Consider the following 25,286-nt stretch of genomic DNA (forward strand, 5'->3'; position numbering starts at 1 on the left):
TCGCTGAAAATAACAACAACAGGAGAAAGCACAGTGCAACTTAATAAGATAGCAATGGTTCTTGCTTTATCAGGTATTTCTTCACAGGCTCTTGCCCAAGAGGCTGGCGAAGCAATTAACACAGAGGAAGTAGAACGCATTGAAGTTACAGGTTCCAGTATTAAACGTACGAGCCTTGAGGGTGATTTACCCGTAACCGTCATCAGCAAGGCGGATATTGATGCCGCCGGCATTACGTCCGCCGATCAGTTATTACTGCAAATGAATATCGCCTCAAACTCTAATGACAACTTAGCAAGTAACGCGGGGATTGTTGGTGGTGAAGAACGTGGTAATAACGGATCTTCGAGTGCTAATTTAAGACAGCAAGGCGCAAGCTCAACCCTGGTTCTACTTAATGGTCGTCGGGTTGCTACCCATGGTTTAAAAGGTCGTTCTGTTGATCTAAATTCCATTCCATTTGCTGCCATTGAACGTGTTGAAGTGCTTCGCGATGGCGCATCTGCCGTATATGGTACTGATGCTATCGGTGGTGTTATCAACTTTATTCTTAAAAAGAATTATCAAGGTGCTGAATTAGGCGGTTTAGCTGACGTTACTGAAGATGGTGGCGGCGATATTTATCGTTTTACCTTCGTTGGTGGTTTCGGCGATCTGAACAGCGATGGTTTTAACGTTATGGCCACGGCATCCTATAAAGATGTAAAAATCTTAAATGGCGATGACCGAGATTTTACCAACACGTTCCAGCCTGGCAGAGGCCTGTCACCCGATACGCGTGGCGCACCATTTGCTTCCATTAATGACCGCTGGAGCAGCCCAAGCGATCCAACAAGTAGTCACTACAACCTCATTGGTAGTGGTCTAATCAACCCGGAAACCGGTCTTGAAAACAGCGTACTCAACGTAATGGCTTTACCGGGTCAACCAGGTTGTGACGCATTTCCAAATATGGATGTTGATACCGGTGCATTATGGAACCGAGCGAATGAAACAGCAAGCTGTGCATGGGATTATCCTCGCGCCTCGGTTTTACAGCAACCTGTTGAAAGTATTGACTTAGTTACCAGGGGTACGGCAAAGATCACTGAAGACCTCGAAGGTTTTATCGAATTTGTTGGCTCAGAAGTCACCACGAAAAAAAGGTTCGAGCCGAATCAAATTACCCCTTGGTCTATTGGTAATGGTGATTGGGAAACCTTCGGCGGCGGCTGGTACCCAAGTAGCGGTGCGTCATACGATTACATTGTTGATGCCCTATCTTCCTACTACGGTGCTGAGCAGTTAAATATTGGCGCACCCATTGCGTATCGATGGCGTTGTATGGATTGTGGCCCTCGCGAAATTGAAACAACCACAAAAGCGTACAAGTTACAGTTAGGTCTTGACGGTTCGTGGGACGATTGGGATTACAAAGTTGGCTTATCACGCTCGTCTAATGAGGCGGATTCCGAGCTAGGTGGAGGTTATCATTATACCGAGATGTTAGCTCAAGCAATTGGTACTGGTCTGGTGAGTCCATTCTTATTGCCAGGCGAATCGCAAACTGCAGAAGCCATGGCGGCTATTGAAGCGGCATCCGCACGCGGTGTTGTCCTGTTTGGCGGTGAAACCGTTATGACTCAGTTTGACGCGTCAATCACCGGCGATACCGGATTTGAACTTGGTTTAGGCGGTGATTCTATTTATGTTGCTGCAGGGGTTGATATTCGCCGTGAAGAATATAAATTTAACGGCGATCGTCGTGCTTCAGAAAATCGTCCTGACATCTATGGCGCACCATTTGATGATGCCAATGCACTAGATAATGTTCATCGCACCATTCAAGCGGTATTTGTTGAAGCATTAATCCCGATTGTTGAATCATTTGAACTGAACTTAGCAGTTCGTCATGATGATTACTCAGGCTTTGGGGGGACAACGAATCCTAAATATGGCTTTACCTGGAAACCACACGAGAGTGTGTTATTCCGTGGCGCCTATAGTACCGGTTTCCGTGTACCTACGTTTAATCAGTTATTCAATGGCATCACCGAAGAACCATATACTGGCCTAGACTTTGCGGATCCAGCCGTTTGTGCCGGTGGCATCGTCCAGGTTGATGACCCACAATGTCAGCCAATTCAACCTACGATTCTCTATGGTGGTAAACCAGACCTAGGTCCAGAAGAGTCGGAGCAAGCTAGCTTAGGTTTTGTTTGGGCACCTTTCGATGATTTCAGCATGAATGTTGATTGGTGGGAAATCATTATTGAAGGCACCATTCAGGTACCAGGTCGTGATGATTTAGTTGAAAACTATGATGTGTTCGAAGAAAACTTTATTCGTGATAGTTCTGGTGAGTTAATCTCAATTGACCAACGTTACGTTAACGCTGGTGAGCGTAATACCAGTGGTGTTGAGTTTGGTGCTAAGTATGCAACGGATATCGGCGGTGGTCAGCTTTCCGTTAATTTCAACGGTAGTTATCTGATTGAAGATAAGAAAAAGCTACTGGATGATGCACCATTCGGTGAAAACTTAGTGGGTACCCATTCTCGCGGTAATATCCCACTTCGTTGGAAGCACACATTAGCGTTTAACTACAATTTCGAAGATTTTACGGTGAATTTAACTCAAGTTTTCCGTGATAGCTATGATGACGAAGTACCACCAGGTATCGAATCTGGCGAAATCAATCCACCGGGCTGGGATCCAGAAGTAGATAGCTACACCGTCTACAATACCAGTGTCCAGTACACCGGTTGGGATCATTTAAGCCTGACTTTTGGTATTAAAAATCTTTTGGATGAAGAGCCGCCCTTTACTGCTCACCAAAATGACTTTTCACCGGGTGCAGCCTTTGACCCTCGTGTAGCAGATCCTCGCGGTCGAGCCTACACACTTCACGCAACCTATACCTTTTAATGTCCCAGGTTTAGGTTAATGAAAGCGGCTGATTTTTCTCAGCCGCTTTTTTATTGGTGATACCTAACAACGGCTTTGCTATCGGTGAATCCGAGTGGTGAGTCATCGCACGGATAACGTTTAATGTCATAACAACAAAGCGTAAATGATTCATCGTAACGATTGATGGTGTTGGCCGCTAAAGCCGAATGAAGACTGCGATATAATCATGGATTAAAGCCAACGTCTGACTCTGGCTTTATAGGCTAAATACTCCTGCTTAAATATACTCTCCAGAATGCGTTCTTCTGGTTGTATCTGCCACCGGTCTAAATAAAACATAAAAACAGGTACCAGCAATGCAGCAGATAGCGAGGCAAGAAACACGCACCACCCGGTTAAAATGAGAGCAAACCCTAAATACATTGGGTTGCGGCTAAACCGATAAATTCCATGAGCAACTAAACTGGATGTCTGATCAGGAAATCGGGGATCGACACTCGTTTTTTTTTGATGAAAGTGAAAAACGCCAAGCATGATGGCCAGCAAGCCAATTAACCCCACAATAACCGCGAGCATATTGTGGAAATTGATCGCGATTAATGGCGCGTTAGGCGCGCGTAGCAACCATGCCCCAGCCATAAACGCGATCAATAATAATAATGGCGGAATTTTCAGTTCAAGAAACTTCATTGTCGACTCCTTAACCATAGTGCCTCCTGCGCAGTGAATGTTTTCCGGTAGTAGTGTTCGAGCATGGCTGATATTTCGGCAGTATCAAATAGCGTCAATCCCTGTTGCAAGAACTGAGTGCAATGTTCTTGTTTGGGAAAACTGTAATATCCCGCTTGCCCCGATTGCACTCGCTTTTCCATTGGTATGTTTTTTTCGAGAGCTTGCAGGTAATTTTGCAACAATTTTGGTGCCGACAAGTAAAGCTGCAATACATGCCATAAATACGATTTTTGCCGCTGCACGGGTATGCGACTCTGGGCGATCACCTGACCGGTATCGATACCACTGTCATCAATGGTATGCAAAGTCGTGCCGATTTCTTTTTCACCGTTTAGCATTGCCCAAAATGTTGCCATAACGCCACGGTATTGCGGTAGCAAACCAGAATGCAGATTGATTACGCCAAAACGTGGCACTTTAATGACATCAGGTTGCAGTATCTTGCCAAATCGAATACTGATAATCAGATCCGGCGTGTTGCAGGTCAACTTTGCTAAGCCCGATGTCTGATTGATATCATTAAGTGTTGCTAGGGGTTGCTGGGCATAACACTGCAATTGATTAAAGCCAAGAAACCTCGAACGCTTGCCGGTCAGTTTTCGGTTAGATTCCAGCAATGGCAAAATCACCTTCGATTCCATATCGGCGAGTAACGTTGAATGCCCACTATGATCAGAGGAATTTCCGACTTTATCCGACAAAAAAACCGTCAAGTTGTGATGTTGCATTGTGGGTAAAATCAGATTCAGCGCAAAATTACTGGCTAAATCTCGATTCACCAGAAATGTAATATTCAAACCATCTCCTGACCTTCTCACCGTTGACCTCTATTAAATCAATAATATTGCGGAAAAAACACCCACATAGCTTAAAAATATTCAACTACACTGAAAGATAAAGGAATAATAATTAACGTCCAATGATCAACCACTTAAGTCCAGAAAGCAAAATAAGCCGAATGTTTGATAAAAAGCATCAGCAATTTCGCTTTAAATATCGCCTATTGACAGCCAAAAGTCGGGTGTTACCCAATTTTATGGTTCTCGGTGCCCGATATTCCGGTACAGCCAGTTTGGTAAAGTTGATCAATGAACACCCTAAATTACATGGCACCTGCCAATCTCAAATCCACTATTTTGATGGCGGTCTTTTTCCAGAAAAAGACAACTTCCTTAAAGGTGAAAACTGGTACCGAGCGCATTTTCCAATGCGCAAGGAAATGCCTCAGGGGCATCTGGCCTATGAAGCCTCGACATTTTATAGCTTTCACCCGCTCGCAGCGAAACGACTTCACGACTTACTGCCGAAGGTTAAATTAATTTTTGTGCTCAGAAACCCAGTGGATAGAGCCATTCACCAATACCGAGATGCCAAACGCCACAATCGTGAATACCTGCCTTTGATTAATGCGCTACAAATTGAAGAAAAAAGGCTGGCCTGGACGCTTAAAAATAAGGATTACAAGAGCGGTACATTTATCCATGCAACCTACAAAACCCGAGGACATTATCAGGAGCAGATTGCACGTTACTTAGAGCTTTTTCCTAAAGAGCAAATTAAGCTGGTCAGTATTGAGGAGTTAACGCGTCACCCAAATAAAGTGATAGGTGAAATTTATCGTTTTCTTGGAGTTGAAAATACTACCAGAAAAATCGACTCAATTAATCTGCCCCAGGTTAACCTTGAGCATGAGTCTGATGTGAGAAACTATTTACAAGACTATTTTAGTCGCCGTAATCAAGCCTTCTATGAGTTTTCAGGAAAGTCATTTAACTGGTAACGATTCGAACCTGTTGCCGTCACCGTTAAAATTCAAACCTTGATGCTACTCACCTTCATTATGGCTAAAATCGAAAGCCGAAGGTGTAGGAAAGAATACCATCACTATTTTCAAAGCGCGATGCGATGACCGTATTAAACAGTTTTGTTTTTAATACTACGCCATAAGCGATGTGATCGTCTCTTGGCACTTTTTCAGAACCGATAACACGATACTCAATAAAAGGTTCAACAAACTCGAACCGATATGCGGTTTTTAGCGAGATATGTTCACGCCAGTTCGAGTTTACCCACTCAAGCTGGCATACATGACAATCACCACTGCGTTTTTCGATTACCCAACGCTCTTTAGTGTCTTCGCCAAAAGCGTTCAGGGAGAAATCAAACTGCTTATATTGATAACCTAAACCTAATGTAAAGCCGATATAGTCGGCAATATCTGCCCGTGTGGCGTAAATAAGATTCTCGGTAAAAAAATCACCAAATTGATAGCGAAACGTATATTGAACCCCCATTTCGTTATTTGTGGTGAGTTTTGAAACATTGGCTCCACCACGATAGCGCAACGAAATTTCATTATAATTTTCAGCCCAGCACAAACCACTCATCAAAGAAAATACAAGCACAATTATTTTTATCATAACCAGCCTTACCGTGTCGGAGAATCATCCTTGGGGGAAACGGCAATCCTTTTTACAACAAGTTACGCCTAGATAAACAAAATTAAATTAGTGGCAAAAGTTGGCCACAGAATACATTTGAATTTAAAAACTTCAGCATTTAGCCATGGGATATGAAATTTAAAACGTCACTGTTTCATGGGGGACAAACATTGTCCGTTTGTCTATGGCACTCAACTTGAGTGTAGGTGAGAAATAATTATTTTCTAATAAAAACAGGGATTAATTAACCAATAAAAATAAGGGATTCGCGTGGTATCAATCATAAAAAAAGGGACACAATCGTCCCATTAGCATCGTTTAAGTGAAATATCTGATTATGCCTTCGGGCGCTCAATAAGTTTTTTACCGGTTAAAAATTCCGCCAGCATCACCCAATCGCCAAGAAAGCTGAACCATGGATAGGTAAACGTTGCGGGCCTGTTGTTTTCAAAAAAGAAATGCCCAATCCAGGCAAACCCATAACCGAGTATCGGTAATAATACCAAATACCCTGCCCGTCCCGTTACCAAAATAGTGACAATCATTGCGATAACCAGCAGGCTACCAACGTAATGTAACCCTCGACAGGTTTTGTCTTGATGCTGGGATAAATAAAACGGATAGAATTCCCGAAACGTTTTATATTGTTTATCTGACATTACACTCTACCACGCTTAATTATTGTCGATAATGGATCATCAACGTCCCGGTCACATTACCTACCGTGACATTTTTCACCACCTGATAATCACACTCTTTGAAAAACTGATGATATTTATCACTGGTCACATAAATAGCAACGCCCTCACTTTCTGGGTTTTCTTCCAGCACAGTATTCACTGCTGCGACCAAGTAGTGACCAAAACCCAAATGTTGATGCAATGGATGTATCGCAATAAACGACAGCATATGAAATTGCTGCAAGGGCACAGAATCCGTGATGATTTGCTCTTTTTCAATCATTTGTCGAGTATTGAAGTACCCTGCACCAAGCATCATCTTCAATCGCCAATGCCAGAACCTGTCAACGCCTAAACCACGCCCTGGGCTATTGATACAAGCAACGCCGACCAATGCTTCGCCAAGGTACAAACCTAAAATTGGTTGATCCGCTTGCCAGAAAGCCGCTAACTCTTCACGAATCGCCGCTCGTAACCGTTGTTCATAACCACTGCTTTGGGCATCAAATATATCCATAAAGACAGGGTCATCCTGATACGCTTGAAATAGCAATGAAGCAGCAACCTTTAATTCACTGGCGGGTAAATAAGACGCTCTTATATCGTTATCTGTGGCCACTTTCACATCATTCATGACAAGTTCACTCTTTCTTTTTGGCTGCACGGTATATTGTGCGGTTGATTCCCTTATCGCAGGGAGACAATACAATGAAAATTGTTCGTTCATTCCTGCAAGATGACAGCACTACTTGAACACCATATCAGGGAAAATTAATTATAGTCAAACCAAGCAGTTATTTGATGACCTGATAAAGAGGCAAAAATCCCGTAAAAGCGCAACTATAATAAGTACTGTTCATTTAACAACGTCGAGGATCAGAAGATGGATCTTTCAAACCATAACCTGCAAGGTTTGTTCGCACAGTTGGGCTTAGATAATCAACCGGATAATATTAATCAGTTCATTGAACAACACAAAGGTCTGGCATCCGAGGTAAGGTTAGAAAAAGCAGATTTTTGGTCACCAGCACAGGCGAGTTTTATACAGGAATCGATTGATGAAGATTCCGATTGGTGTGAAATTGTTGATGCATTAGACAGTATGTTGCGATAGCAGGATCAGGCGCCCTTTGCGGGCACCTGATGATTAATGATGTACCTCAACCTAGATCTGATTAAGCGCTTTGTCACCCCAGCTTACTAATACATTATTTTTAAAAATCAGTGGGGTACATTCGTCTTTCGTGGTCATGCTATCGGCATGCTTACGATTTGTGCGATAGTAAAGCACTTGGATGCTCTCACCATCTTTGTCATAGACTTCATTAAAATCCGGCACGCCCATTTTTTTCTTTACGGCAGAAAAGCTCATGTTCTCTTCCAACTCAGCAAGGTTTTTACGGTTGTCATAAGCCGCGTCATGACTAGACTGCATTGTTTTCGCATCCCAGTCACCTTTGCCATCAACAGCGATGACACAACCTGTCAATGCGACCGATAATGGCGCCATTACTAACAAAGCAACAAGAGTTTTCTTCATGGTTTTACCTTTTATAATTAATTGAGCGATATAGATCGCGAATACAAATTCCCTGGCGACAAAATACCGAACTCTGAATTTAGTATGATGCCTGAGGTTTGAACAACTTACATTGGCAACCGAGCGCATAAGCGAATTGTTATCGGTTAACCTCTACAATCAAAGCAATTAGTTTGCCAAAAAACATAACCTATTGTATTTAAATGACTTTATCGAACACGCAATAAATTCATCATGACAAAGTTGGCGACTTTCGCTATTATTTAGCAAATTTCCCAATCTATGGGTAAAATTTAAGCATTTAAGGTAAATATCCCCGTGAGTCAGCAAGAAATCTATCGAATTGCCCAGCAATTAAATGCACAAGGGAAAACCCCGAGTGTCGCTTTAATCAAAAGCCAATTATCCGTAACTCTGCCGTTAACCACCATTATTAAAGGCTTACAACAATGGCAGAAAAACCCGCAACTTGGCGAGACAACGACACCATCCTCAAGCCTAGCGGCTAAAGATAGCGTTGCGGCGGAAGATTTAAGCCTTAACCAAGTGCAACAACAATTCATCGATTTACAACAAAAAGTTCAAGCTCTCGAGCTAGAAGTCAGCCAATTAAAGCAGCAAGTAAAGGCGTTAACATCAGACAGCTAGGAAGCCATATCCTAAGTCTGGTGTTCAGGGCATTGTCGCCTATAAGCCGCGAGCCAAGTGCTAAACGTGCGACTGCGGCACCTTGATTTTCAATGAGTCGAGAAACTCTGCCAATGAATTCGCCAGTTTTTTACTGCCTTTCAGGCCTACCGGTTCCACCCAGACGCTACCATCGGCGTTATCAACGACGAGGTTAATATCTTCTTCGTCTGTAATCGCAAAGAATATACTCAGCGGCTGACGCAGGCGCCTTTTCATTAATACATGACCGATAATGTTTTGCTGCAGCCGCTCAAAATCTTCGAAATTCCAGGGAAACAATAACGATAATTCCCCATCTTCGCTGTTAGCGTCAATGTTTTCACTGTAAGCAAAGCTAAAATATTCTTTGATGCTCGGATGCAGCGCTTGTTCCAATGCAGTTTCGACATTGGAAAATGTCAGGGTTTCTTCGATTTTATAAGGCTGCCATCGCGTAAGTTTGCCCTCTTCAACCGTATCCATTTCCGCCTTTGAAGGCCACTGGCTGTCATGCTCTATGGATGGAAGAGACCCGAGTTTGTCCTGACACTGCTCGATAAAAGTAGTCAACAGTCTATTTAAGCTTGTTTGGGTCGCGGTCATTTCAGATGTCATTACATTTGCCTTAAATTGCCAAAAATCAGGTTCAATCGCGTTCAACAGGATAAAACGATGCGAAAGAGCGATAAATTGAATAATGAATTTATTTTATCATCGATAGCTATGTTTAAACCTGCATTCCGCCGACAATAAAAAATTGCTATTATAACGGTCTTTGCAGACAAATTTAAAACGCTATGAGTAATTATCACGATGCCGACGAATTAAAGGCATTGCTGTTAGGAAAAGAAACCACATACCAAAGTCAATACGATGCCGGGTTATTGCAGGGCGTCCCACGTAGCCTCAATCGTAATTCTTTGGCCGTCGATCAACAAGCTTTACCATTTAACGGTGAAGACGTCTGGTATGGCTTTGAATTGTCCTGGTTAAACGACAATGGATTACCTCAGGTGGCAGTCGCTGAATTTCGCTTTCCCTGCACCAGCGTCAATATTGTTGAGTCTAAGTCCTTTAAGCTCTATTTGAATAGTTTCAATCAAAGCAAATTTACGGATTGGCATAGCGTTCAACAACGCCTTCAAATTGACCTGTCGAACGTATGTGAAGGTATGGCGACCGTCACCCTTTTTGATGTTGAAAATTGCCCGCCATTAGCGCTTACCAATGACGAAAAATATTCGCGAATTGATGAGCAGGATATCACTATTGAAGATTACCAACTCGATCCTAATATACTCGATGGTGCTTGCATTTCATCACAAGTGGTAGAGGAAAATCTCGTTAGCCACCTGCTAAAATCCAATTGCCTCATTACCAACCAACCGGATTGGGCAAGTTTGTATATTCGCTATCGGGGCAAGAAAATTAATCGAGAAAAATTACTACGTTATCTGGTTTCATTCCGCCAGCATAATGAATTTCACGAGCAGTGCGTCGAGCGGATCTTTGTCGACCTAATGACGTTTTGCCAATGCGAACAGCTCACGGTTTATGCCAGATACACCCGCCGTGGAGGGTTAGATATTAACCCCTATCGTTCAACTCAAAACGACAAAGCACCAAACTTGAGAACTTTGCGTCAATAACTGTAAAAATAATTACTAAGTTTTAGAGTGAGTTACGGTACTTTTCATCCAAAATGGAAATTTCTGTTCTACACTGATCATAACCCGATATCGATTTAACTATCGATGGAGCTTAAGAGTAAGCCACCAAAAAACCAATGCTTAACTCTGCTTATTCTCAAGCGAAAAGGTAATAAATAAAAACAACAATGTTGAGGTCAGTATGCAGTATGATTTAAATCCCGTCGGCGAAATGCGCCTGCTTTCACCATTAGAAGTCGAACAATTACAACAATCTGCGAACAGTGAACTTTACCAACTTTATCGAAATTGTTCTTTAGCTGTGCTCAATGTTGGCAGTGACACCGATGATGCCGAAGCAATCTATCAACGTTATAGAAACTTCGATATTCAGGTACTAAAACGCGAACGTGGGGTTAAGCTCAATCTAGTCAACCCGCCAAAACATGCATTTGTTGATGGTAAAATCATTCGTGGTATTGCCGAGCAGCTATCGGCCGTATTGCGAGATATTTTATTTATTTCAAATCGTTATATGTGCATGCCAAGTGCACAATCGAGCAACCTGGCAACCCATATCGTGTTTGACATTATTCGCAATGCAAACGTAATTAAACCGGATGCAGAACCCAATTTAATTACATGCTGGGGCGGGCATTCAATCAATGATATCGAGTATAAATACACCAAAGAGGTGGGGTATCAGTTAGGACTTAGGGGGATCAATATTTGTACCGGCTGTGGCCCGGGAGCAATGAAAGGCCCAATGAAAGGTGCAACCTTTGGCCATGCTAAACAGCGTAACTACCAAGGTCGCTATATCGGCCTGACAGAGCCAAGCATTATCGCCGCCGAACCACCAAATCCAATCGTCAATGAATTGGTTATTATGCCGGACATAGAAAAGCGTCTGGAAGCATTTGTCCGCCTCAGTCATGGCTTGATTATTTTTCCAGGGGGGGCGGGCACCGCAGAAGAGTTGCTGTTCGTGCTTGGCATATTACTCAATCCGGCAAACCGCCAGCAAAAGCTTCCTATTGTATTGACCGGACCTAAGCAAAGCGAACAATACTTTCGTGAGCTTGATGAATTTATTGGTAAAAATCTAGGCCCTCAGGCTCAGTCTTTGTACACCATAATTATTGATAATGAACGGGAAGTTGCACAATATCTGCAAAGTAAAATCGCATCGGTAATCAATTACCGTAAAGCCGTGGGTGACGCCTATCACTACAACTGGTCACTTCATATCGAAGAGGAGTTTCAGCAACCGTTTGAGCCAAACCACGATAATATGGCGTCGTTGAAGATTGAAAAAAACATGCCGGTAGGTGAACTGACGGCAAATTTACGCCGGGTATTTTCAGGGATCGTTGCAGGCAATGTGAAACCGGATTGGGTTAAGCAAATTCGAGAAAAAGGCCCTTACCAAATATCTGGTAACAAAGAAATTATGACAGATATGGATAACCTGTTATCATCATTTGTAAAACAACAACGTATGAAATTGCCAGGAAGCAAATACGTGCCTTGTTACCAAATAGTCTCTGATAACGAATAAACCATGCCAGCACATATAGTTTTAATTGATGCGATGAATTTGATCCGTCGGGTGTACGCGGTGCAAGAGCGCCCGTTTCACTATATGGATACGTTGTCAGAAACGACCAAACAGCAAATCGTCCACAACACCATCATCCATACAGTGCAGGCGGTCAGAAAAATACTCAACAACCAGCAACCCACTCACGTGCTGGCAGTTTTCGATAGCCAAAGCCCTTGTTGGCGCTATAAATTGTATCCCGATTATAAAAAAGGCAGAAAAAAAATGCCTGAGCATCTGGAACGAAGCCTAACCGATATTCAGGACGCTTTGCTGGAACTGCACGTCGATTCGCTGGTTTCCGATGAGGACGAAGCCGATGATTTAATTGCAACGCTGGCGATTAAAGTCGCCCTGCGCGCTCAGGATGTGACAATCATCTCCACGGACAAAGGGTTTTTACCTCTGCTTTGTGAACATATCCGGGTCTTTGATTATTTCAACCAACGGTTGCTCGATGAACAATATGTGCAGGATAAATTCCAGGTTAAATCGACGCAATTGATCGATCTTTGGACCCTAAGTGGCGATGCAACCAATAAGATCCCAGGTGTGCCAGGTATTGGACAAATCACTGCTGCACAGCTATTACAGCAGTATCAGTCGTTGAAAGGTGTTTTGGGCGCGACGGATTTAAAACAAAGCCTGGCCAGTAAGCTGCAAGACCATAACCCGCAGATGCAACTGTATCAAGAGCTGTTAACCTTAAAAAAAGATATTCCATTAGGGTTTAACCTGAAAGACATTCGTTTAAATAAACAACTGAGCCAACAGGCTGTTTAATCTAACTCGTTTTTTCGCTAAATTAAGCAACTTAATTCACAATAAAGCCAAGATAAACTGGATTCGTACCATGAATAAAACCATCGCCTTCCGAATTTTAATTGCGGTCGTTCTTTACGGCATCTTTGCAGCCGCAGTTTTACATTTTCATGAAGATGATAAGCCTCAGGATATGGGCTGGGAAGATCGCGAAGGATATAACCGACAATACATCGCAAAATTAACTTTAAATGGCATGTCTGTTGATAAGATCCTTGCCGAATTAGGAAGCCCGGATTTGACCGAAGCCAAAAAAGTCACGGTCAATAATTATCAGGTAATGTTCTATCGCACCCAACATCGCCACAGCGATGGCATTACAACTCAGGATGAATGCACAGCCCTGTTATTCAAAGATGGTATCTTGGTTGGCATCGGTGAAACCGCCTATCTGGACTACAAAGAACTTTAACCTGACGACCAAATCCTTGCATCTTCAGCAAACATTTCGCTGTGTTTGCTGTTATCACGTTTTATTTCTCACTCAGTAACAAATGGCATGATTTTTGGTCGATTCCCCTCGTTTTGTAGGAATATTACGAAAACCATAGTCTTTTAGGCTGATTTTCTTGTTAAAACTGGAATCATCTGACCAGTCATGGTATAAAGCCGCCATAAAAATTTCTGCTGAAGTTTTTCAAAATTTTTTCATCATTTTGTCATACTTGAACAGGCAGTATTTGTACATTTCTAACATTGTTAAGGCTAATTTCCATGACTAAACAAACTATCACGGTTATCCCTGGTGACGGTATCGGTCCCAGTATTATTGATTCATGTTTAAAAGTGCTCGATAAAGCAGGTTGTAATTTCGAATATGAATTTGCGGATGCCGGTTTAGCGGCTTTGGAAAAACACGGTGAATTGGTTCCTGCAGAAACCATTAAGCTAATTGAAAAAAATAAAATCACCTTAAAAGGTCCTTTGACGACGCCAGTCGGTGAAGGTTTTACGTCAATCAACGTTACCTTGCGTAAGCAATTCAAACTTTACGCGAACTTACGCCCGGTTCTTTCTTTTAAAGGTACTCGTGCGCGTTACGAGAACATCGATATCCTGACGATCCGTGAAAATACCGAAGGTATGTACTCAGGTTTAGGTCAAACCGTTTCAGCAGACGGTTCACAAGCGGAAGCGATGAGTTTAATCACGCGTGACGGTGCTGAGCGCATCGTAACGTTCGCCTATGAAACTGCGCGTAAAGAAGGCCGTAAGAAAGTTACAGCGGTCCACAAGGCAAACATTCTAAAATCTACATCAGGCTTGTTCTTAAAAGTTGCCCGTGAAGTTGGCGAGCGTTACCCAGACATCGAATCTGCGGAAATGATTGTTGATAACTGTTGTATGCAGCTTGTAATGAACCCTGAGCAGTTCGACGTTATCGTAACCACCAACTTATTCGGCGATATCATTTCTGACCTGTGTGCAGGTCTTGTTGGCGGTCTTGGTATGGCACCGGGTGCAAACATCGGTAAAGATTGTGCGATTTTCGAAGCGGTACACGGCAGTGCTCCTGATATTGCAGGTAAAAACCTTGCCAACCCAAGTTCCGTTATCTTGGCGTCAATCCAAATGCTTGAGTACTTAGGTATGAACGATAAAGCGTCTGCTATCCGTAATGCGGTGAAAGACGTTATCGAATCCGCTGACCGTACCACTCGCGATTTAGGTGGTGTGCACGGAACAACTGACTTTACTGATGCGGTACTAGAGCGCCTGTAAGCTCAATCGGTATTGCGAAAAAAAGGAGCTTATGGCTCCTTTTTTGTTTTAAGAAAACGCATCTTTTCTGCGCTGATGCATAAGGTGCCTAAGTTGTCTAAGGTGCATAACAAATTGACACCTGCTTCTTCGCCACTTTAGTGGGTTAGCATCATCTTAAGCTCGTCCCTACCCTTAACCCTTATTATTTAATGACCCAGCCGTTCATCGTCATCAGCTCTGAACTCACAGATTTGGCCACGTGATTGTTGGCGTACATTAACATTAAAACGGCTTGCGTTAGCTTTTCAACCTCCCCGGTATAACATTCAATGCGGATTTATCGTATAACCAGGGCCTCTACATGGCTGCATGTGCGCATTTTATGTCAGTACAAAGTAATCTAAAATAAATGAAAACTGCAGTAACAGCGCCATTTATTCCTCTACTTCATCGCAAACGGTAACTCCTTCTAAATGACCGCAATTGCTACGGATAAACAAGCATTATTTTGACACTCGCTATCAATCGGTAATCGCAGTACTAGGTTACTGATTTGATTCGCAATACCAGTTATTATATCGTGATAGCCGCAGTAAACCGAAACGGATAATTCGGTAACCAGAGATTATCGGCGCGAGGCTGTGATTGCCTTTATGCGGGCGCCGTTCAATGAGTGCTGTTTATAGATAAAAAGGTCCGAAATGGAACGTTTTCCATGGTTCATTTACAGCATTAAACCGGCAACAGAAAGCTCGACTCGCAAGCAGATAATCCGAAGCGATATTGGCTTAGCAAAAGAAACTGACTCGGAATGTGTGGTCGAAACCTCTTCGAATGATGAGTAATAAACACATTTTGTTGTGTTGTGAATATAAAAAATGTTCGCTTCCAGTAATAAAACGCAGTAACAATAACTAAGCATTAAAAACCAAGGACAAACTTATGACAAACCGACACGTGAAATCAATCAATGCGCTGCTGGTGTTACTCTCCAGTGTAATGCTTCTCAATGGTTGTTCCGGTGCTAACGAGAGCAACGAAACCGTCGCTGAACAATCAACAGCGGTAGCAGAACCTAAAGTCATGGCTTATGCCCGATTTGTGCCGGAGCGCAATGATGACTTTGCCTGGGAGAACGACAAAGTCGCGTTTCGCGTGTATGGACCCGCGGCGCCATTAAAAGGACATTCAAGTGGTGTTGACGCCTGGTTAAAGCGAGTTGATTATTCAATTATCGACAAATGGTATAAAAATCATATCAACGGTATTTCGTACCATATTGACCACGGTGAAGGCTACGACCCCTATCATACGGGAATTAGTCGCGGCGTTGGTGGCTCTGCGGTATGGGTAAATGGTACCGCGTATGCGCCACACAGTTACAAGAGCTATAAGATACTTGAAAGTGGAGGAGATAACGTAGTTTTCAATTTAGTGTATGAGTGGTACACACCACTTGGCATTGTCAAAGAATCCAAAACTATCTCGCTGCCGCTCGGCAGTCAGCTTTACACCGTAAATTCAGAATTTACTCTGAACGACAAACCTGCTTCATTACCGATCGTCATTGGTGTTGCCACACATGATGAAAAAGCCGAAGCCTTTTTTAATGAAGAAACGGGCCGTATTTCCACCTGGGAAGATTTTGATGGCCAAGGGTTAGGTACGGGTGCTCTTGTTGAACCGAGCCTGGTGAAAGAAATCAAACATATCGCCAGTGATGTCAAAGACGAAAGTCATATATGGATATTTACCCAATCGAATGAGCAAGGAAAGTTGTCTTATCAAGCAGGGTTTGCCTGGCAGGCCGCGGGAGATATCTCCACCAACGACCAGTGGCAGGAATATCTAGACAATATATCTAAATAGGTACGCCACCTTTACCATTAATCTAAGTTGAATGGAAAAACCGCTTTTGTTATGGCGCTGCTACCGAATATTGTCCGAATGCAGAGGCGTCACAATGGGGCTTTACCGATCTCAGTCAGCGCCTTGGACGGCGCTGGCGTTTGCTGTCACTCCATATTTTTTTGACCCGAAATCCAACAAATTATCCACGGCCTTTAACCACAATCTTGGTCATTGAGGTGAGCGCTCAATAAAGGTTTTGAAAAGCCTGCGCCCAATACGGTAGAAATACAACGAAGGCCAATATCACCGTCAAATCTGGCGCTAACTTCGTCAATATCGGCAGGTATACCTATGGGGTGGCAATCACTTCACATTACGTTGAAGTGATTAACGCTTTGATCCTTGATGTTTTCTCCCTCGCGCCTTTGTAACTATTTATCGTTTGCCTAGGGCGCGAACATGAACCGTGACTTCTTCACGATCATAATACAGATGTTTGGCATACATTTCGTACCAGATTTCATTTTCACTTAATGCATCTTTGATTAACTGCAAACCTTTATTTACCTGTTGGTAACGGCTTTTACCCGGCATCAGTTTCAGGTTGAAAATGGCTTCTTTGCAATCGCCGTCAACAATCCAACTGGCCATCAATTTGGCCACTTTAATTGGGTTTTCAATCATGTCACACACGAGCCAGTAATTGTTTTTCTTGCTGGGACGAAACTTAAAGCCATCTTGCTGGTAATGTTTCACCTGACCGGTTTCCATTAAAGAATCAGCCATAGGACCATTATCAATGGCTTTTACCATCATTCCACGGCGCACAAGTTGATATGTCCAACCGCCCGGAGCTGAACCTAAATCCGTGGCATTAAGCCCAGACGTGAGACGCTCTTCGCGCTCATCTTTGGGAATAAAGTGCAAAAATGCTTCATCGAGCTTTAATGTTGAGCGACTCGGCGCAGCATTGGGGAATTTTAATCTTGGGATCCCCATCGGATGCGGTGAGGTATTACTGGCATAGGAATAGCCCAATTGCACCTGTTGGCCACTGTAAAACAACGCATGCAATATTGCCGCACCCTGCACGTACTCATCACTTTCTTTCGGGGCGAGCACAGACGATTTTCGCAACGCTTGGCGCAACGGTACCGACAATTTGCGAGTAAACTTACTCAGCGCTTTACCGTCATTGGTATCGAGCGATTCTACCCGCAATTCTTCATAATGAAAGTCTTCACCTAATGCCTCGGCAATCGCTTCTACCCGCTGGAATTCTGGCAATTCAATAACGTCACCTAAGGTTAAAAACCACTGACGCGCAAAAATCAGGCGCTTTAGCGGCAATTTTTGCAAAAGGATATTGCCCTGCTCCGCTTCATAAAGGTGAAACTCTACCAATCCCTGGTTTTTTTTCAGTTTAATAAAGCCAAAAATCTCATTCCAGGCGGCTTTTTCCTGAATTTCTGCCGCGCATTCTTTTTCAAAACCGGGGCGACAATAAAGTACGATTGCTGTCATTTTGTATAAAAACCTTGTATGGCAATCAATAACCAGGCGCTAATCAGCGCCAGACCACCAATTGGTGTCAGTGACGATAGGGCGGCAATTATACTGCCCGGCCAAACGACTTTGAATAGAATAATAAAACAAAACAGAAATATTCCTACGATCAGTAAGATCCCTGAACTGTTTAACACTCGACTGCTTTCTTCTTTAAGGCTAAACCCTACTTGCAGTAATAACAAAGAATGAATAAACGCAAACGCGCTGGCGATCGCAAGCGATGCAACATCTTTGTCTGAATAATTTGCAGCGCCATGCACCAACCAGGCACTGATAACCAACCAAATAGCCCCATTGCTCCCCCCGAAGAATAAAAACATACGTTTAAGAGCCATTAACTTATACCTTGTTGGGTTACCTGACGGATAAACATCAGTAAGTCCTCACAACTTTGTTCAATGTGTTGTTGATGACGAAAACCAGATTTTACCCGAGGCTTTAGATCGTGATCACCATCGCCATAAAACACGACTTTGATATTGTCGCCGAGCCCATAGGACTCAATCTCTTGTTCATTGCCCAGAGCATCTCTTTGCCCCTGCAAAATCAGCACCGGCTGTGTCTGTTGCTGTAATGGTTCAAGGCGCAATTTCTCTGGTTTTTTTTGGGGATGAAATGGATAACCAAAACAATAACCACCCTGGATTTTCTCGTGTTCGATTAACGTCATTGCCACCCTTGACCCCATTGACTTTCCACCTACGAACAACGGAGTTTCACCACGATAGGCATCGATCACAGATTCAAAGCATTGTTGCAATGCTGGCATCCGATTCGGCGGGCGTCGCTTACCATCAATTTTACGTTGTTGCATATACGGGAAGTTAAAGCTCAGCACATGCACGCCACCTTGAGTTAATAACCTGATGACATTGCGAATAAATTCACTGTCTTTATCAGCGCCAGCCCCGTGGGCAAAAATTAACGTCGCAACAGGCTCTGCAATGGCGCCATCATAAGTGATTGCGTCGACATCAAAGGTGGGTGAGTCGCTAAAATCAAAACAGGTTTCCATTAATTTATTTTATCCTCGTCGATGGCCAGCTCTTCTTCGGCTACGGTGTCCAACACCCATTCTCGAAATTGCGCAATGCGTCCTTCTTCCTGTAAAGGCGCGCGACACACAATGTAAAACGCATCTTTATTCACCAGAATTTCTGAAAACGGCGCAATCAACCGACCCGCTTCGATTTCAGGTTTGGCGAGTAAATTATGCCCCAGAGCGATGCCTTGACCATGGATCGCTGCTTGTAGCACTAAGGCGGAGTGAGAAAATATCGGGCCTTGATCGACATTTCGCGAATTGATGCCGATATTCTTAAAAAAACGTTTCCAGTCGCGACGAGAAGTGTCATGCAATAGCGTTTGCTCTGCCAGATCGCCGATGCCCGCCAATTGTCCCGGCTTACCGATATCTTGCAACAGGCTCGGTGCACATACCGGTTGTAAGTATTCCGTCATCATCCGATCGGCTATCACCCCTGGCCAGTTTCCGCGGCCATAATAAAAAGCGATATCGACATCATCGGTTAACGTACCTTCATCTTTGTCATCGGCACTGATCCTTACGTCGATATCCGGGTATAAACGATTAAAATCACTGAGTCTTGGTACTAACCACTGAATCGCGAAGCTAGGATGCACACAGACAGTAATCGCCCCTTTAGAGTTGCGCGCAAGTAAGCGCTGAGTTGCGTCGTGCAAGGACGTAAATATATCTTTGATATCCAGATAGTAGCTTTGCCCTTCCTCGGTCAGCAATAGCGTCCTGTTTTTGCGCATAAACAATTTGATCTCCAAATGACTTTCCAGAGATTTTATTTGATGGGATACCGCAGCCTGGGTCACAAACAATTCATCTGCCGCTTTGGTAAAACTTAAATGACGGGCAGAAGCTTCAAAAGCTTTAAGGGCATTTAACGGGGGAAGACGATTTGCCATGGATTAGAAAATCTAATGAATAATTGTGAAATTATAAAGGCTTGATTGAATTAAGGCTATAGCCATATTTACAACAAAGCCGGTAACAACCGGCTTTGTTAATAAACTTATCAAAATGTCGTGGTTAATCGGTGATTAATTTAGGGAAAGATTTTACTAATTGATCGACCGCCTGCATCTGTTCAAGATAAGGCTTTAATGCATGCAGCGGCAAAGCACAAGGTCCATCGCACTTGGCATTATCGGGATCCGGATGAGATTCAATAAATAAGCCACCAATGCCTAATGCCATACCAGAGCGTGCCAGCTGTGCCGCCTGAGCACGACGCCCGTCGGCTGAATCTGAACGGCCACCAGGCTTTTGTAATGCATGGGTCGCGTCAAAAATAACCGGTGCCATGGTCTTCATTTCATCCATCGCCAGCATATCAACCACAAGATTGTTATAACCATAACAACTACCACGTTCACACAGGATCACCTGTTCATTCCCTGCTTCTGAAAATTTATTGATAATATGGCGCATTTCGTGAGCCGCCAGAAACTGTGGTTTTTTCACATTGATCACAGCACCGGTTTTTGCCATCGCGACAACAAGATCGGTTTGTCGCGCCAAAAATGCCGGCAATTGGATAACATCCACGACTTCGGCCACAGGTTGTGCCTGATATGGCTCGTGGACATCAGTGATCACCGGAATATCAAAGGTCCTTTTAATTTCTTCAAAAATCTTTAACCCTTCATCCATCCCTGGCCCCCGATAGGAGTTCACGGACGAACGATTGGCTTTATCAAAAGATGCTTTAAATACGTAAGGAATCCCCAATTCACGGGTTACCTCGACGTAGCGTTCGGCAATCTGCATTGCCAAATCTCGCGATTCAAGCACATTCATTCCGCCAAATAAGACAAATGGTTTGTCATTGGCAACCTGTAAATTGGCGACAGAAATTGTTTGTTGACTCATAAAAACCTCAAATTACGCGATTGACTGCAGGATTTGCCCACATAACCAGGCCGCAAATGTTCCGACAGTGTAGCCCAGGACAGCTAATAGCACGCCTACTGGCGCTAACGACGGGTGGAAGGCTGATGCGACTATTGGCGCTGAAGCTGCGCCGCCAACATTTGCCTGACTACCTACCGCCATAAAAAACAGCGGTGCTTTAATTAAACGCGCGACTATTAGCATCAGTACTGCATGAATGGTCATCCAGACGGCACCAACGGCAAAGAACAGTGGCGCCTCTTTGATCATGGTAACATCCATTTTCATGCCGATAGAAGCGATCAATAAATATAGCATTGCTGAGCCGATTTTTGATGCGCCAACGCCTTCAAGACTGCGCGCTTTCGTAAACGAAAGGGTGATACCAACCGTGGTCGCAAATACGATCATCCAGAAAAATTTACTATGAAAGCTTAACTTTGCAAGTTGCGGATAGTTTTCAACAAAAAATGGCGTCACAGTATCGGCAAATAAATGGGCAAAGCCGGTAACCCCGAGTCCGACGGCCAAAATGACCATAATGTCGGGTAAGGCTGGAACTTTGGTGTGCTTTTCCTGGAAGCTTTCCACTTTTTCCTGAAGTTCGCTGATTGCATCCGTCCGGGCACCTGCCTTGGCATCCAGTTGTTTGGCATTGGCAGACATGATTAATAGCACTGCCATCCATAGATTCGCAACAATAACATCAACCGTGATCATGGCCGAGAAAATATCATCACCGACATTATATATCTCTTTCATGGCTGCCTGATTTGCACCACCGCCAATCCAGGAACCCGCGACAGTCGTTAAGCCTCGCCATACTGCGTCAGGGCCATTGCCACCGAGTAACTCAGGATAGAAGCTACCAACGGTCATCAGTGCAATCGGACCGCCAATAATAATACCTATCGTACCAATTAAGAACATCACCGGTGCACGCCAGCCCAAGCTGGCAATGGCTTTTAAATCAACACTTAAGGTCAGCAATACCAAACAGGTAGGCAGTAAATAGCGGGAAGTAACGTGATAGAGATTGGATTCTTCACCATTAATCACACCAAAGGTGTTTAATAATGAAGGCAAAAAGTAGCACAGCAAGACAGCAGGCACGACGGAATAAAACTTTTGCCATCCCGAATTCGAACTGTTTGCCGTATAAAATACAGCTCCTAGCATCAATGCCAGCAACCCTAGGATGGTTGCATCATTGGTAATTAAGGCGGTGTGTTCCATAACTTCTCCCGGTTATTTCTTTTGCATCGCCGAGCGTCTGTCACTGATAGATGAGCGCGCTCAGGCTGAATTAATGTAATACGACTTCTGTTTCGGTAAACAGGTCTAGTTGCATTTGCAACATTTTCGCCGCCGGATCCTTAGGGCAACGTTCAACAAAGTAACGATAATCATCAAAGGCAACTTTAAAGCAATCCATTTGTTGCAATAAAAACCCACGATCTCGACGCTGATAGGGATCATCAGGTGTCATTGCCAATAATATATCGACACAGATTAACGCCTGATTGAAGTGTTGCTCGCGAATCAAGGCATTTTTCAATGACGTTAGATATTGGCTGATCAGTTTATTATCTTCAACCCCCTGTAACGGTGATTGAGAATCATTAAGGGTAATTTGATTCAGTCGTTGATCCAAGTCCTGCCAGTCAATGGGCTCACCTTTCACACAATCAAAAATCACCGCATAGGTATCGTCACAGGTAATTCGAACCATCATCTCATCGGGAATAAACACCGCATCCACGTCTAAGCCAGTAGTTCGAATCACATGCAACATGATGATTATCTTCAATGTTGGCGCCATATCAATAAAGTCGAGACCATAGTCAAGACGATGATTGGCAACCCCATAAAATGATTTTGGGGTATCGGCCATTAATTTTTGCACGAACAATACATCCAAAATTGTCTCGGCCTGTTCAAGCGGATCTTCAATATTGGATAATTGTGAAATTAACGTATCAGCTAATTGGTTGACTTGTTCTGTTAGCCTGGGTTGCTGGTTAAATATCTCTTGCTCCAGCAAACACAGACTGTCTAATAAATTTACTTTTTCCGGCATCAATTCCGAAATTAACAATTCTTTCATTACTTCTACTACTGCTGTTAAATGCTGAGGATATCGTTGTATCGAAAACGCGTTAAACGACGCCTAAAAAAACATGGTCTGGTGGGTGATTGCCAGTTTGACAATCAAAATAAACCAGCCTAATGCACCCAAGTATCCGAGATACTTCATGGCGTTGGTACGAGCCCACTTCAAGGTATAAAATCCGGTAAAGATGTAGGCAAATATCGCCAATAGTTTTTCAAGCATCCAATCATGTTGGGTCGGATAGAACGAAAACGAAATCATTAACGTAATGCCGAATATCAGTAAAAAAGTATCCACCACATGAGGCAATATTTTTAACCATTTTTGCTTGAGCTTTTCAGGTTTTCGCATCAATAAAATAAAACGATAGCTGAACAAAAGTACGCTTGTCATCGCTAAGCTAAAGTGCAGGCTTTTAACCAATTCCATATCGATACCGGCTTATAAAAAATCAGCGCGTAGCATAGCATAATTCCCATTGCTTGCCATTAGTTAAGTTAGTCGGCAAATACCCAAAGTGGATCTTGAAGATCGCCGATCTTTATCACTAAGATCCGACTTTTTAGCGGAAGTTTAACTCCTTTTGATTAAACAACAATTAACCATCTTTCGCTCAGGTAAAAACCAACACAACGAAGCTGTACAGAAAACAAACAACGGCTAAAACAGCCTGTTTTGCTGCGCTGAAATAATCTCTCACAAGCTAATGCACAATGTTATCCACAGTTTGTGTGATTAACTTTTTGTGCAAAAAAAAACCATGAATTCACCCATAATGCTGGACGAATTCATGGTTTTGGCATCACCATTCGATCAGATATGATCCAATGGCAAATAACCCCTATTCTTTATCCTGAGCGGCGGTTAATCCTTGTTCTCCGGCAAAGCGATTTACCCATAGGGCAATCACACCATCGCCGGTAACATTACATGCTGTACCGAAACTATCCTGAGCCAGGTATAAGGCAATCATTAAGCCCAGCGCAGCTTCATTAAAGCCGAGCATGCTGGCCAATAAGCCAAGTGCGGCCATTACGGCACCACCAGGCGCACCAGGCGCTGCTATCATGGTGATCCCCAGAACCAAAATAAACGGGATCATGCCCAGTAAGTCAGGTACCGCTAATGATTCGGTAAGTAACATTACCGCCGTGGCACAGGTGACTATGGTAATCGTCGAACCACTAAGGTGAATCGATGCACACAATGGAATGGTAAAGTTAACCACGCCTTCATCAACACCATTTTCCTTAGAGCAATTCAGTGATACCGGAATGGTCGCGGCGCTGGACATGGTGCCAAGCGCAGTAAAATAGGCTGGCAACATATTTTTTAACAATACAAGCGGAGAGCGCCCCATCACAATACCACTGACAACGTAAATCGTGGTGATCCATAACCAGTGCATGATCAAGGCTAATACCAGCACCACCGCAAAGGTTTTCAAAGTCGCAAATACGGTACCAGCGACCGTCATCTCAGCAAACACACCAGCGATATATACTGGCAACAGCGGAATGATCACCCGAGTCAGTAATAACTCGATAATATCGCGCCCTTCTATCAAGTTGGCACGTAGATTTTTCGAGTTTGTGGCACTGATACCAAGGCCAAAGACAAACGCCAGAGCCAATGCGGTCATTACCGAAAACATTGGAGGAATACTAAACTCGATAAAGGATTTTAAGCCTTCACCTTCAGCGATTGTCTCGATTTGCGAACCATCCATTAAACCCGGCAGTAAAGCAGACGCAACCAGAAAACTTAGGATCCCAGCCGTAATTGTCGAGCCATAGGCCAATCCGACCGTTTTCCCTAACAGTTTTGATGAGCCTTGTGGCAAAGTCGCAATACCGCTGGCGATGTAAAACAGAATGATTAGCGGGATGGTGAAGGTGATCAGTTGGCCAATCAAGGTTTGAATGGTTAATAAGGTTCGGGTGATCGCTTCAGGGGCAAACATACCGATCACAAAGCCGGCGGCAATACCCGCCACGAGTTTTAAAATTAGATTCATAGATACTCCATTTTCACCAACCCCCTATCGTTGACATTGATTTAAACATCGCAGCAAGGTTCAGGTGCCCTATTAGGG

The 25,286-nt window shown here is 43.5% G+C and carries 28 protein-coding genes; 11 read left to right on the forward strand and 17 right to left on the reverse strand.

Annotation, left to right across the window (positions count from 1 at the left end):
- Positions 1 to 33: 33 nt before the first annotated feature.
- A complete protein-coding gene (locus FE810_RS01110) occupies positions 34 to 2,907 on the forward strand; it encodes a TonB-dependent receptor (RefSeq protein ID WP_281278310.1) in 2,874 nt (957 codons plus the stop codon).
- A gap of 10 nt (positions 2,908 to 2,917) precedes the next feature.
- Here FE810_RS01110 and FE810_RS17025 read toward each other — a convergent pair whose 3' ends face one another.
- From FE810_RS17025 to FE810_RS01120, 3 genes are read right to left on the reverse strand one after another with little or no spacing between them, the layout of a single operon-like run.
- Entirely contained in the window at positions 2,918 to 3,061 is a 144-nt protein-coding gene (locus FE810_RS17025; RefSeq protein ID WP_171022181.1) for a hypothetical protein, read from the reverse strand.
- 59 nt (positions 3,062 to 3,120) lie between these two features.
- Positions 3,121 to 3,579 carry a methyltransferase family protein gene (locus tag FE810_RS01115; RefSeq protein ID WP_138318180.1) on the reverse strand — a complete coding sequence of 153 codons (459 nt, stop codon included), beginning with the start codon at positions 3,577 to 3,579 and terminating at the stop codon, positions 3,121 to 3,123.
- Entirely contained in the window at positions 3,576 to 4,418 is an 843-nt protein-coding gene (locus FE810_RS01120) for a formyl transferase (protein WP_138318181.1), read from the reverse strand. Before FE810_RS01120 ends, FE810_RS01115 begins: the two co-directional genes overlap by 4 nt.
- A gap of 161 nt (positions 4,419 to 4,579) precedes the next feature.
- Here FE810_RS01120 and FE810_RS01125 point away from each other — a divergent pair, with 161 nt between their 5' ends.
- Positions 4,580 to 5,401 (forward strand): sulfotransferase domain-containing protein, encoded by an 822-nt coding sequence (locus tag FE810_RS01125; protein ID WP_171022183.1) that lies wholly within the window; start codon positions 4,580 to 4,582, stop codon positions 5,399 to 5,401.
- Positions 5,402 to 5,465: 64 nt separating this feature from the next.
- Here the strand turns inward: FE810_RS01125 and FE810_RS01130 are convergent, their stop codons facing one another.
- From FE810_RS01130 to FE810_RS01140, 3 genes are all read right to left on the reverse strand, one after another.
- Positions 5,466 to 6,041 carry a hypothetical protein gene (locus FE810_RS01130; RefSeq protein WP_138318183.1) on the reverse strand — a complete coding sequence of 192 codons (576 nt, stop codon included), beginning with the start codon at positions 6,039 to 6,041 and terminating at the stop codon, positions 5,466 to 5,468.
- 356 nt (positions 6,042 to 6,397) lie between these two features.
- Entirely contained in the window at positions 6,398 to 6,721 is a 324-nt protein-coding gene (locus tag FE810_RS01135; RefSeq protein WP_138318184.1) for an Mpo1-like protein, read from the reverse strand.
- Positions 6,722 to 6,740: 19 nt separating this feature from the next.
- The gene (locus tag FE810_RS01140; protein WP_138318185.1) at positions 6,741 to 7,376 is read right to left on the reverse strand and encodes a GNAT family N-acetyltransferase; all 636 of its coding nucleotides are present in this window, start codon (positions 7,374 to 7,376) and stop codon (positions 6,741 to 6,743) included.
- 249 nt (positions 7,377 to 7,625) lie between these two features.
- On the opposite strand from FE810_RS01140, the gene FE810_RS01145 reads away from it, so the two are divergent.
- Positions 7,626 to 7,856: a DUF2789 domain-containing protein gene (locus FE810_RS01145; protein ID WP_138318186.1), complete on the forward strand. Its 231-nt coding sequence runs from the start codon at positions 7,626 to 7,628 to the stop codon at positions 7,854 to 7,856.
- Between the two features lie 51 nt (positions 7,857 to 7,907).
- On the opposite strand, the gene FE810_RS01150 is transcribed toward FE810_RS01145, so the two are convergent.
- The gene (locus tag FE810_RS01150) at positions 7,908 to 8,282 is read right to left on the reverse strand and encodes a DUF3192 domain-containing protein (RefSeq protein ID WP_138318187.1); all 375 of its coding nucleotides are present in this window, start codon (positions 8,280 to 8,282) and stop codon (positions 7,908 to 7,910) included.
- 318 nt (positions 8,283 to 8,600) lie between these two features.
- Here FE810_RS01150 and FE810_RS01155 point away from each other — a divergent pair, with 318 nt between their 5' ends.
- On the forward strand, positions 8,601 to 8,930 hold the full coding sequence (locus tag FE810_RS01155) for a hypothetical protein (protein WP_138318188.1): 330 nt from the start codon (positions 8,601 to 8,603) through the stop codon (positions 8,928 to 8,930).
- Between the two features lie 60 nt (positions 8,931 to 8,990).
- Here FE810_RS01155 and syd read toward each other — a convergent pair whose 3' ends face one another.
- Positions 8,991 to 9,566, reverse strand: coding sequence for a SecY-interacting protein (gene syd / locus FE810_RS01160; protein ID WP_138318189.1), 576 nt, complete (start codon positions 9,564 to 9,566; stop codon positions 8,991 to 8,993).
- 182 nt (positions 9,567 to 9,748) lie between these two features.
- Here syd and queF point away from each other — a divergent pair, with 182 nt between their 5' ends.
- The 7 genes from queF to FE810_RS01190 all read left to right on the forward strand — a co-directional run bounded on the left by queF (position 9,749) and on the right by FE810_RS01190 (position 16,598).
- Positions 9,749 to 10,600, forward strand: coding sequence for an NADPH-dependent 7-cyano-7-deazaguanine reductase QueF (queF, locus tag FE810_RS01165; protein WP_138318190.1), 852 nt, complete (start codon positions 9,749 to 9,751; stop codon positions 10,598 to 10,600).
- Positions 10,601 to 10,802: 202 nt separating this feature from the next.
- The gene (ppnN, locus tag FE810_RS01170; RefSeq protein WP_138318191.1) at positions 10,803 to 12,161 is read left to right on the forward strand and encodes a nucleotide 5'-monophosphate nucleosidase PpnN; all 1,359 of its coding nucleotides are present in this window, start codon (positions 10,803 to 10,805) and stop codon (positions 12,159 to 12,161) included.
- Positions 12,162 to 12,164: 3 nt separating this feature from the next.
- Positions 12,165 to 12,986 (forward strand): flap endonuclease Xni, encoded by an 822-nt coding sequence (xni, locus tag FE810_RS01175; RefSeq protein ID WP_138318192.1) that lies wholly within the window; start codon positions 12,165 to 12,167, stop codon positions 12,984 to 12,986.
- Positions 12,987 to 13,056: 70 nt separating this feature from the next.
- The gene (locus tag FE810_RS01180) at positions 13,057 to 13,437 is read left to right on the forward strand and encodes a DUF3192 domain-containing protein (RefSeq protein WP_138318193.1); all 381 of its coding nucleotides are present in this window, start codon (positions 13,057 to 13,059) and stop codon (positions 13,435 to 13,437) included.
- Between the two features lie 302 nt (positions 13,438 to 13,739).
- Positions 13,740 to 14,747, forward strand: coding sequence for an isocitrate dehydrogenase (locus FE810_RS01185; RefSeq protein WP_138318194.1), 1,008 nt, complete (start codon positions 13,740 to 13,742; stop codon positions 14,745 to 14,747).
- Between the two features lie 683 nt (positions 14,748 to 15,430).
- Positions 15,431 to 15,574, forward strand: a complete 144-nt coding sequence (locus FE810_RS17030; protein WP_171022185.1) for a hypothetical protein — start codon at positions 15,431 to 15,433, stop codon at positions 15,572 to 15,574.
- Between the two features lie 97 nt (positions 15,575 to 15,671).
- Positions 15,672 to 16,598, forward strand: coding sequence for a DUF4861 family protein (locus FE810_RS01190; RefSeq protein WP_138318195.1), 927 nt, complete (start codon positions 15,672 to 15,674; stop codon positions 16,596 to 16,598).
- Positions 16,599 to 17,015: 417 nt separating this feature from the next.
- On the opposite strand, the gene rlmM is transcribed toward FE810_RS01190, so the two are convergent.
- The 9 genes from rlmM to FE810_RS01235 all read right to left on the reverse strand — a co-directional run bounded on the left by rlmM (position 17,016) and on the right by FE810_RS01235 (position 25,208).
- On the reverse strand, positions 17,016 to 18,104 hold the full coding sequence (gene rlmM, locus FE810_RS01195; RefSeq protein ID WP_138318196.1) for a 23S rRNA (cytidine(2498)-2'-O)-methyltransferase RlmM: 1,089 nt from the start codon (positions 18,102 to 18,104) through the stop codon (positions 17,016 to 17,018).
- Positions 18,101 to 18,484 (reverse strand): DUF423 domain-containing protein, encoded by a 384-nt coding sequence (locus FE810_RS01200; RefSeq protein ID WP_138318197.1) that lies wholly within the window; start codon positions 18,482 to 18,484, stop codon positions 18,101 to 18,103. Before FE810_RS01200 ends, rlmM begins: the two co-directional genes overlap by 4 nt.
- The gene (locus FE810_RS01205) at positions 18,484 to 19,164 is read right to left on the reverse strand and encodes an alpha/beta family hydrolase (RefSeq protein ID WP_212744440.1); all 681 of its coding nucleotides are present in this window, start codon (positions 19,162 to 19,164) and stop codon (positions 18,484 to 18,486) included. Before FE810_RS01205 ends, FE810_RS01200 begins: the two co-directional genes overlap by 1 nt.
- The gene (locus tag FE810_RS01210; RefSeq protein ID WP_138318198.1) at positions 19,164 to 20,090 is read right to left on the reverse strand and encodes a transcriptional regulator GcvA; all 927 of its coding nucleotides are present in this window, start codon (positions 20,088 to 20,090) and stop codon (positions 19,164 to 19,166) included. Before FE810_RS01210 ends, FE810_RS01205 begins: the two co-directional genes overlap by 1 nt.
- 124 nt (positions 20,091 to 20,214) lie before the next feature.
- Positions 20,215 to 21,057: a 3-deoxy-8-phosphooctulonate synthase gene (kdsA, locus tag FE810_RS01215; protein WP_138318199.1), complete on the reverse strand. Its 843-nt coding sequence runs from the start codon at positions 21,055 to 21,057 to the stop codon at positions 20,215 to 20,217.
- A gap of 12 nt (positions 21,058 to 21,069) precedes the next feature.
- Positions 21,070 to 22,314 carry a DUF819 family protein gene (locus FE810_RS01220; protein ID WP_138318200.1) on the reverse strand — a complete coding sequence of 415 codons (1,245 nt, stop codon included), beginning with the start codon at positions 22,312 to 22,314 and terminating at the stop codon, positions 21,070 to 21,072.
- Between the two features lie 70 nt (positions 22,315 to 22,384).
- Positions 22,385 to 23,185, reverse strand: coding sequence for a tetratricopeptide repeat protein (locus FE810_RS01225; RefSeq protein WP_138318201.1), 801 nt, complete (start codon positions 23,183 to 23,185; stop codon positions 22,385 to 22,387).
- A 63-nt stretch (positions 23,186 to 23,248) separates the two neighbouring features.
- Positions 23,249 to 23,620 (reverse strand): SirB2 family protein, encoded by a 372-nt coding sequence (locus FE810_RS01230; protein ID WP_138318202.1) that lies wholly within the window; start codon positions 23,618 to 23,620, stop codon positions 23,249 to 23,251.
- A 412-nt stretch (positions 23,621 to 24,032) separates the two neighbouring features.
- Entirely contained in the window at positions 24,033 to 25,208 is a 1,176-nt protein-coding gene (locus tag FE810_RS01235) for a dicarboxylate/amino acid:cation symporter (protein ID WP_138318203.1), read from the reverse strand.
- Positions 25,209 to 25,286 lie beyond the last annotated feature (78 nt).

The sequence above is a fragment of the Thalassotalea litorea genome (assembly GCF_005843925.1).
Lineage (GTDB): Bacteria > Pseudomonadota > Gammaproteobacteria > Enterobacterales > Alteromonadaceae > Thalassotalea_A > Thalassotalea_A litorea_A.

Bases quoted from the DNA above. Each gene is read 5' to 3' on its own strand.
- FE810_RS01135 (WP_138318184.1), bottom strand. From the start codon at position 6,721: ATGTCAGATAAACAATATAAAACGTTTCGGGAATTCTATCCGTTTTAT.
- FE810_RS01130 (WP_138318183.1), bottom strand. From the start codon at position 6,041: ATGATAAAAATAATTGTGCTTGTATTTTCTTTGATGAGTGGTTTGTGC.
- FE810_RS01185 (WP_138318194.1), top strand. From the start codon at position 13,740: ATGACTAAACAAACTATCACGGTTATCCCTGGTGACGGTATCGGTCCC.
- FE810_RS17030 (WP_171022185.1), top strand. From the start codon at position 15,431: ATGGAACGTTTTCCATGGTTCATTTACAGCATTAAACCGGCAACAGAA.
- syd (WP_138318189.1), bottom strand. From the start codon at position 9,566: ATGACATCTGAAATGACCGCGACCCAAACAAGCTTAAATAGACTGTTG.
- FE810_RS01145 (WP_138318186.1), top strand. From the start codon at position 7,626: ATGGATCTTTCAAACCATAACCTGCAAGGTTTGTTCGCACAGTTGGGC.
- FE810_RS01115 (WP_138318180.1), bottom strand. From the start codon at position 3,579: ATGAAGTTTCTTGAACTGAAAATTCCGCCATTATTATTATTGATCGCG.
- FE810_RS17025 (WP_171022181.1), bottom strand. From the start codon at position 3,061: ATGAATCATTTACGCTTTGTTGTTATGACATTAAACGTTATCCGTGCG.
- FE810_RS01140 (WP_138318185.1), bottom strand. From the start codon at position 7,376: ATGAATGATGTGAAAGTGGCCACAGATAACGATATAAGAGCGTCTTAT.
- queF (WP_138318190.1), top strand. From the start codon at position 9,749: ATGAGTAATTATCACGATGCCGACGAATTAAAGGCATTGCTGTTAGGA.
- FE810_RS01180 (WP_138318193.1), top strand. From the start codon at position 13,057: ATGAATAAAACCATCGCCTTCCGAATTTTAATTGCGGTCGTTCTTTAC.
- xni (WP_138318192.1), top strand. From the start codon at position 12,165: ATGCCAGCACATATAGTTTTAATTGATGCGATGAATTTGATCCGTCGG.
- FE810_RS01225 (WP_138318201.1), bottom strand. From the start codon at position 23,185: ATGAAAGAATTGTTAATTTCGGAATTGATGCCGGAAAAAGTAAATTTA.
- FE810_RS01235 (WP_138318203.1), bottom strand. From the start codon at position 25,208: ATGAATCTAATTTTAAAACTCGTGGCGGGTATTGCCGCCGGCTTTGTG.
- ppnN (WP_138318191.1), top strand. From the start codon at position 10,803: ATGCAGTATGATTTAAATCCCGTCGGCGAAATGCGCCTGCTTTCACCA.
- FE810_RS01200 (WP_138318197.1), bottom strand. From the start codon at position 18,484: ATGGCTCTTAAACGTATGTTTTTATTCTTCGGGGGGAGCAATGGGGCT.
- FE810_RS01125 (WP_171022183.1), top strand. From the start codon at position 4,580: ATGTTTGATAAAAAGCATCAGCAATTTCGCTTTAAATATCGCCTATTG.
- FE810_RS01190 (WP_138318195.1), top strand. From the start codon at position 15,672: ATGACAAACCGACACGTGAAATCAATCAATGCGCTGCTGGTGTTACTC.
- kdsA (WP_138318199.1), bottom strand. From the start codon at position 21,057: ATGAGTCAACAAACAATTTCTGTCGCCAATTTACAGGTTGCCAATGAC.
- FE810_RS01220 (WP_138318200.1), bottom strand. From the start codon at position 22,314: ATGGAACACACCGCCTTAATTACCAATGATGCAACCATCCTAGGGTTG.
- FE810_RS01210 (WP_138318198.1), bottom strand. From the start codon at position 20,090: ATGGCAAATCGTCTTCCCCCGTTAAATGCCCTTAAAGCTTTTGAAGCT.
- FE810_RS01205 (WP_212744440.1), bottom strand. From the start codon at position 19,164: ATGGAAACCTGTTTTGATTTTAGCGACTCACCCACCTTTGATGTCGAC.
- rlmM (WP_138318196.1), bottom strand. From the start codon at position 18,104: ATGACAGCAATCGTACTTTATTGTCGCCCCGGTTTTGAAAAAGAATGC.
- FE810_RS01150 (WP_138318187.1), bottom strand. From the start codon at position 8,282: ATGAAGAAAACTCTTGTTGCTTTGTTAGTAATGGCGCCATTATCGGTC.
- FE810_RS01230 (WP_138318202.1), bottom strand. From the start codon at position 23,620: ATGGAATTGGTTAAAAGCCTGCACTTTAGCTTAGCGATGACAAGCGTA.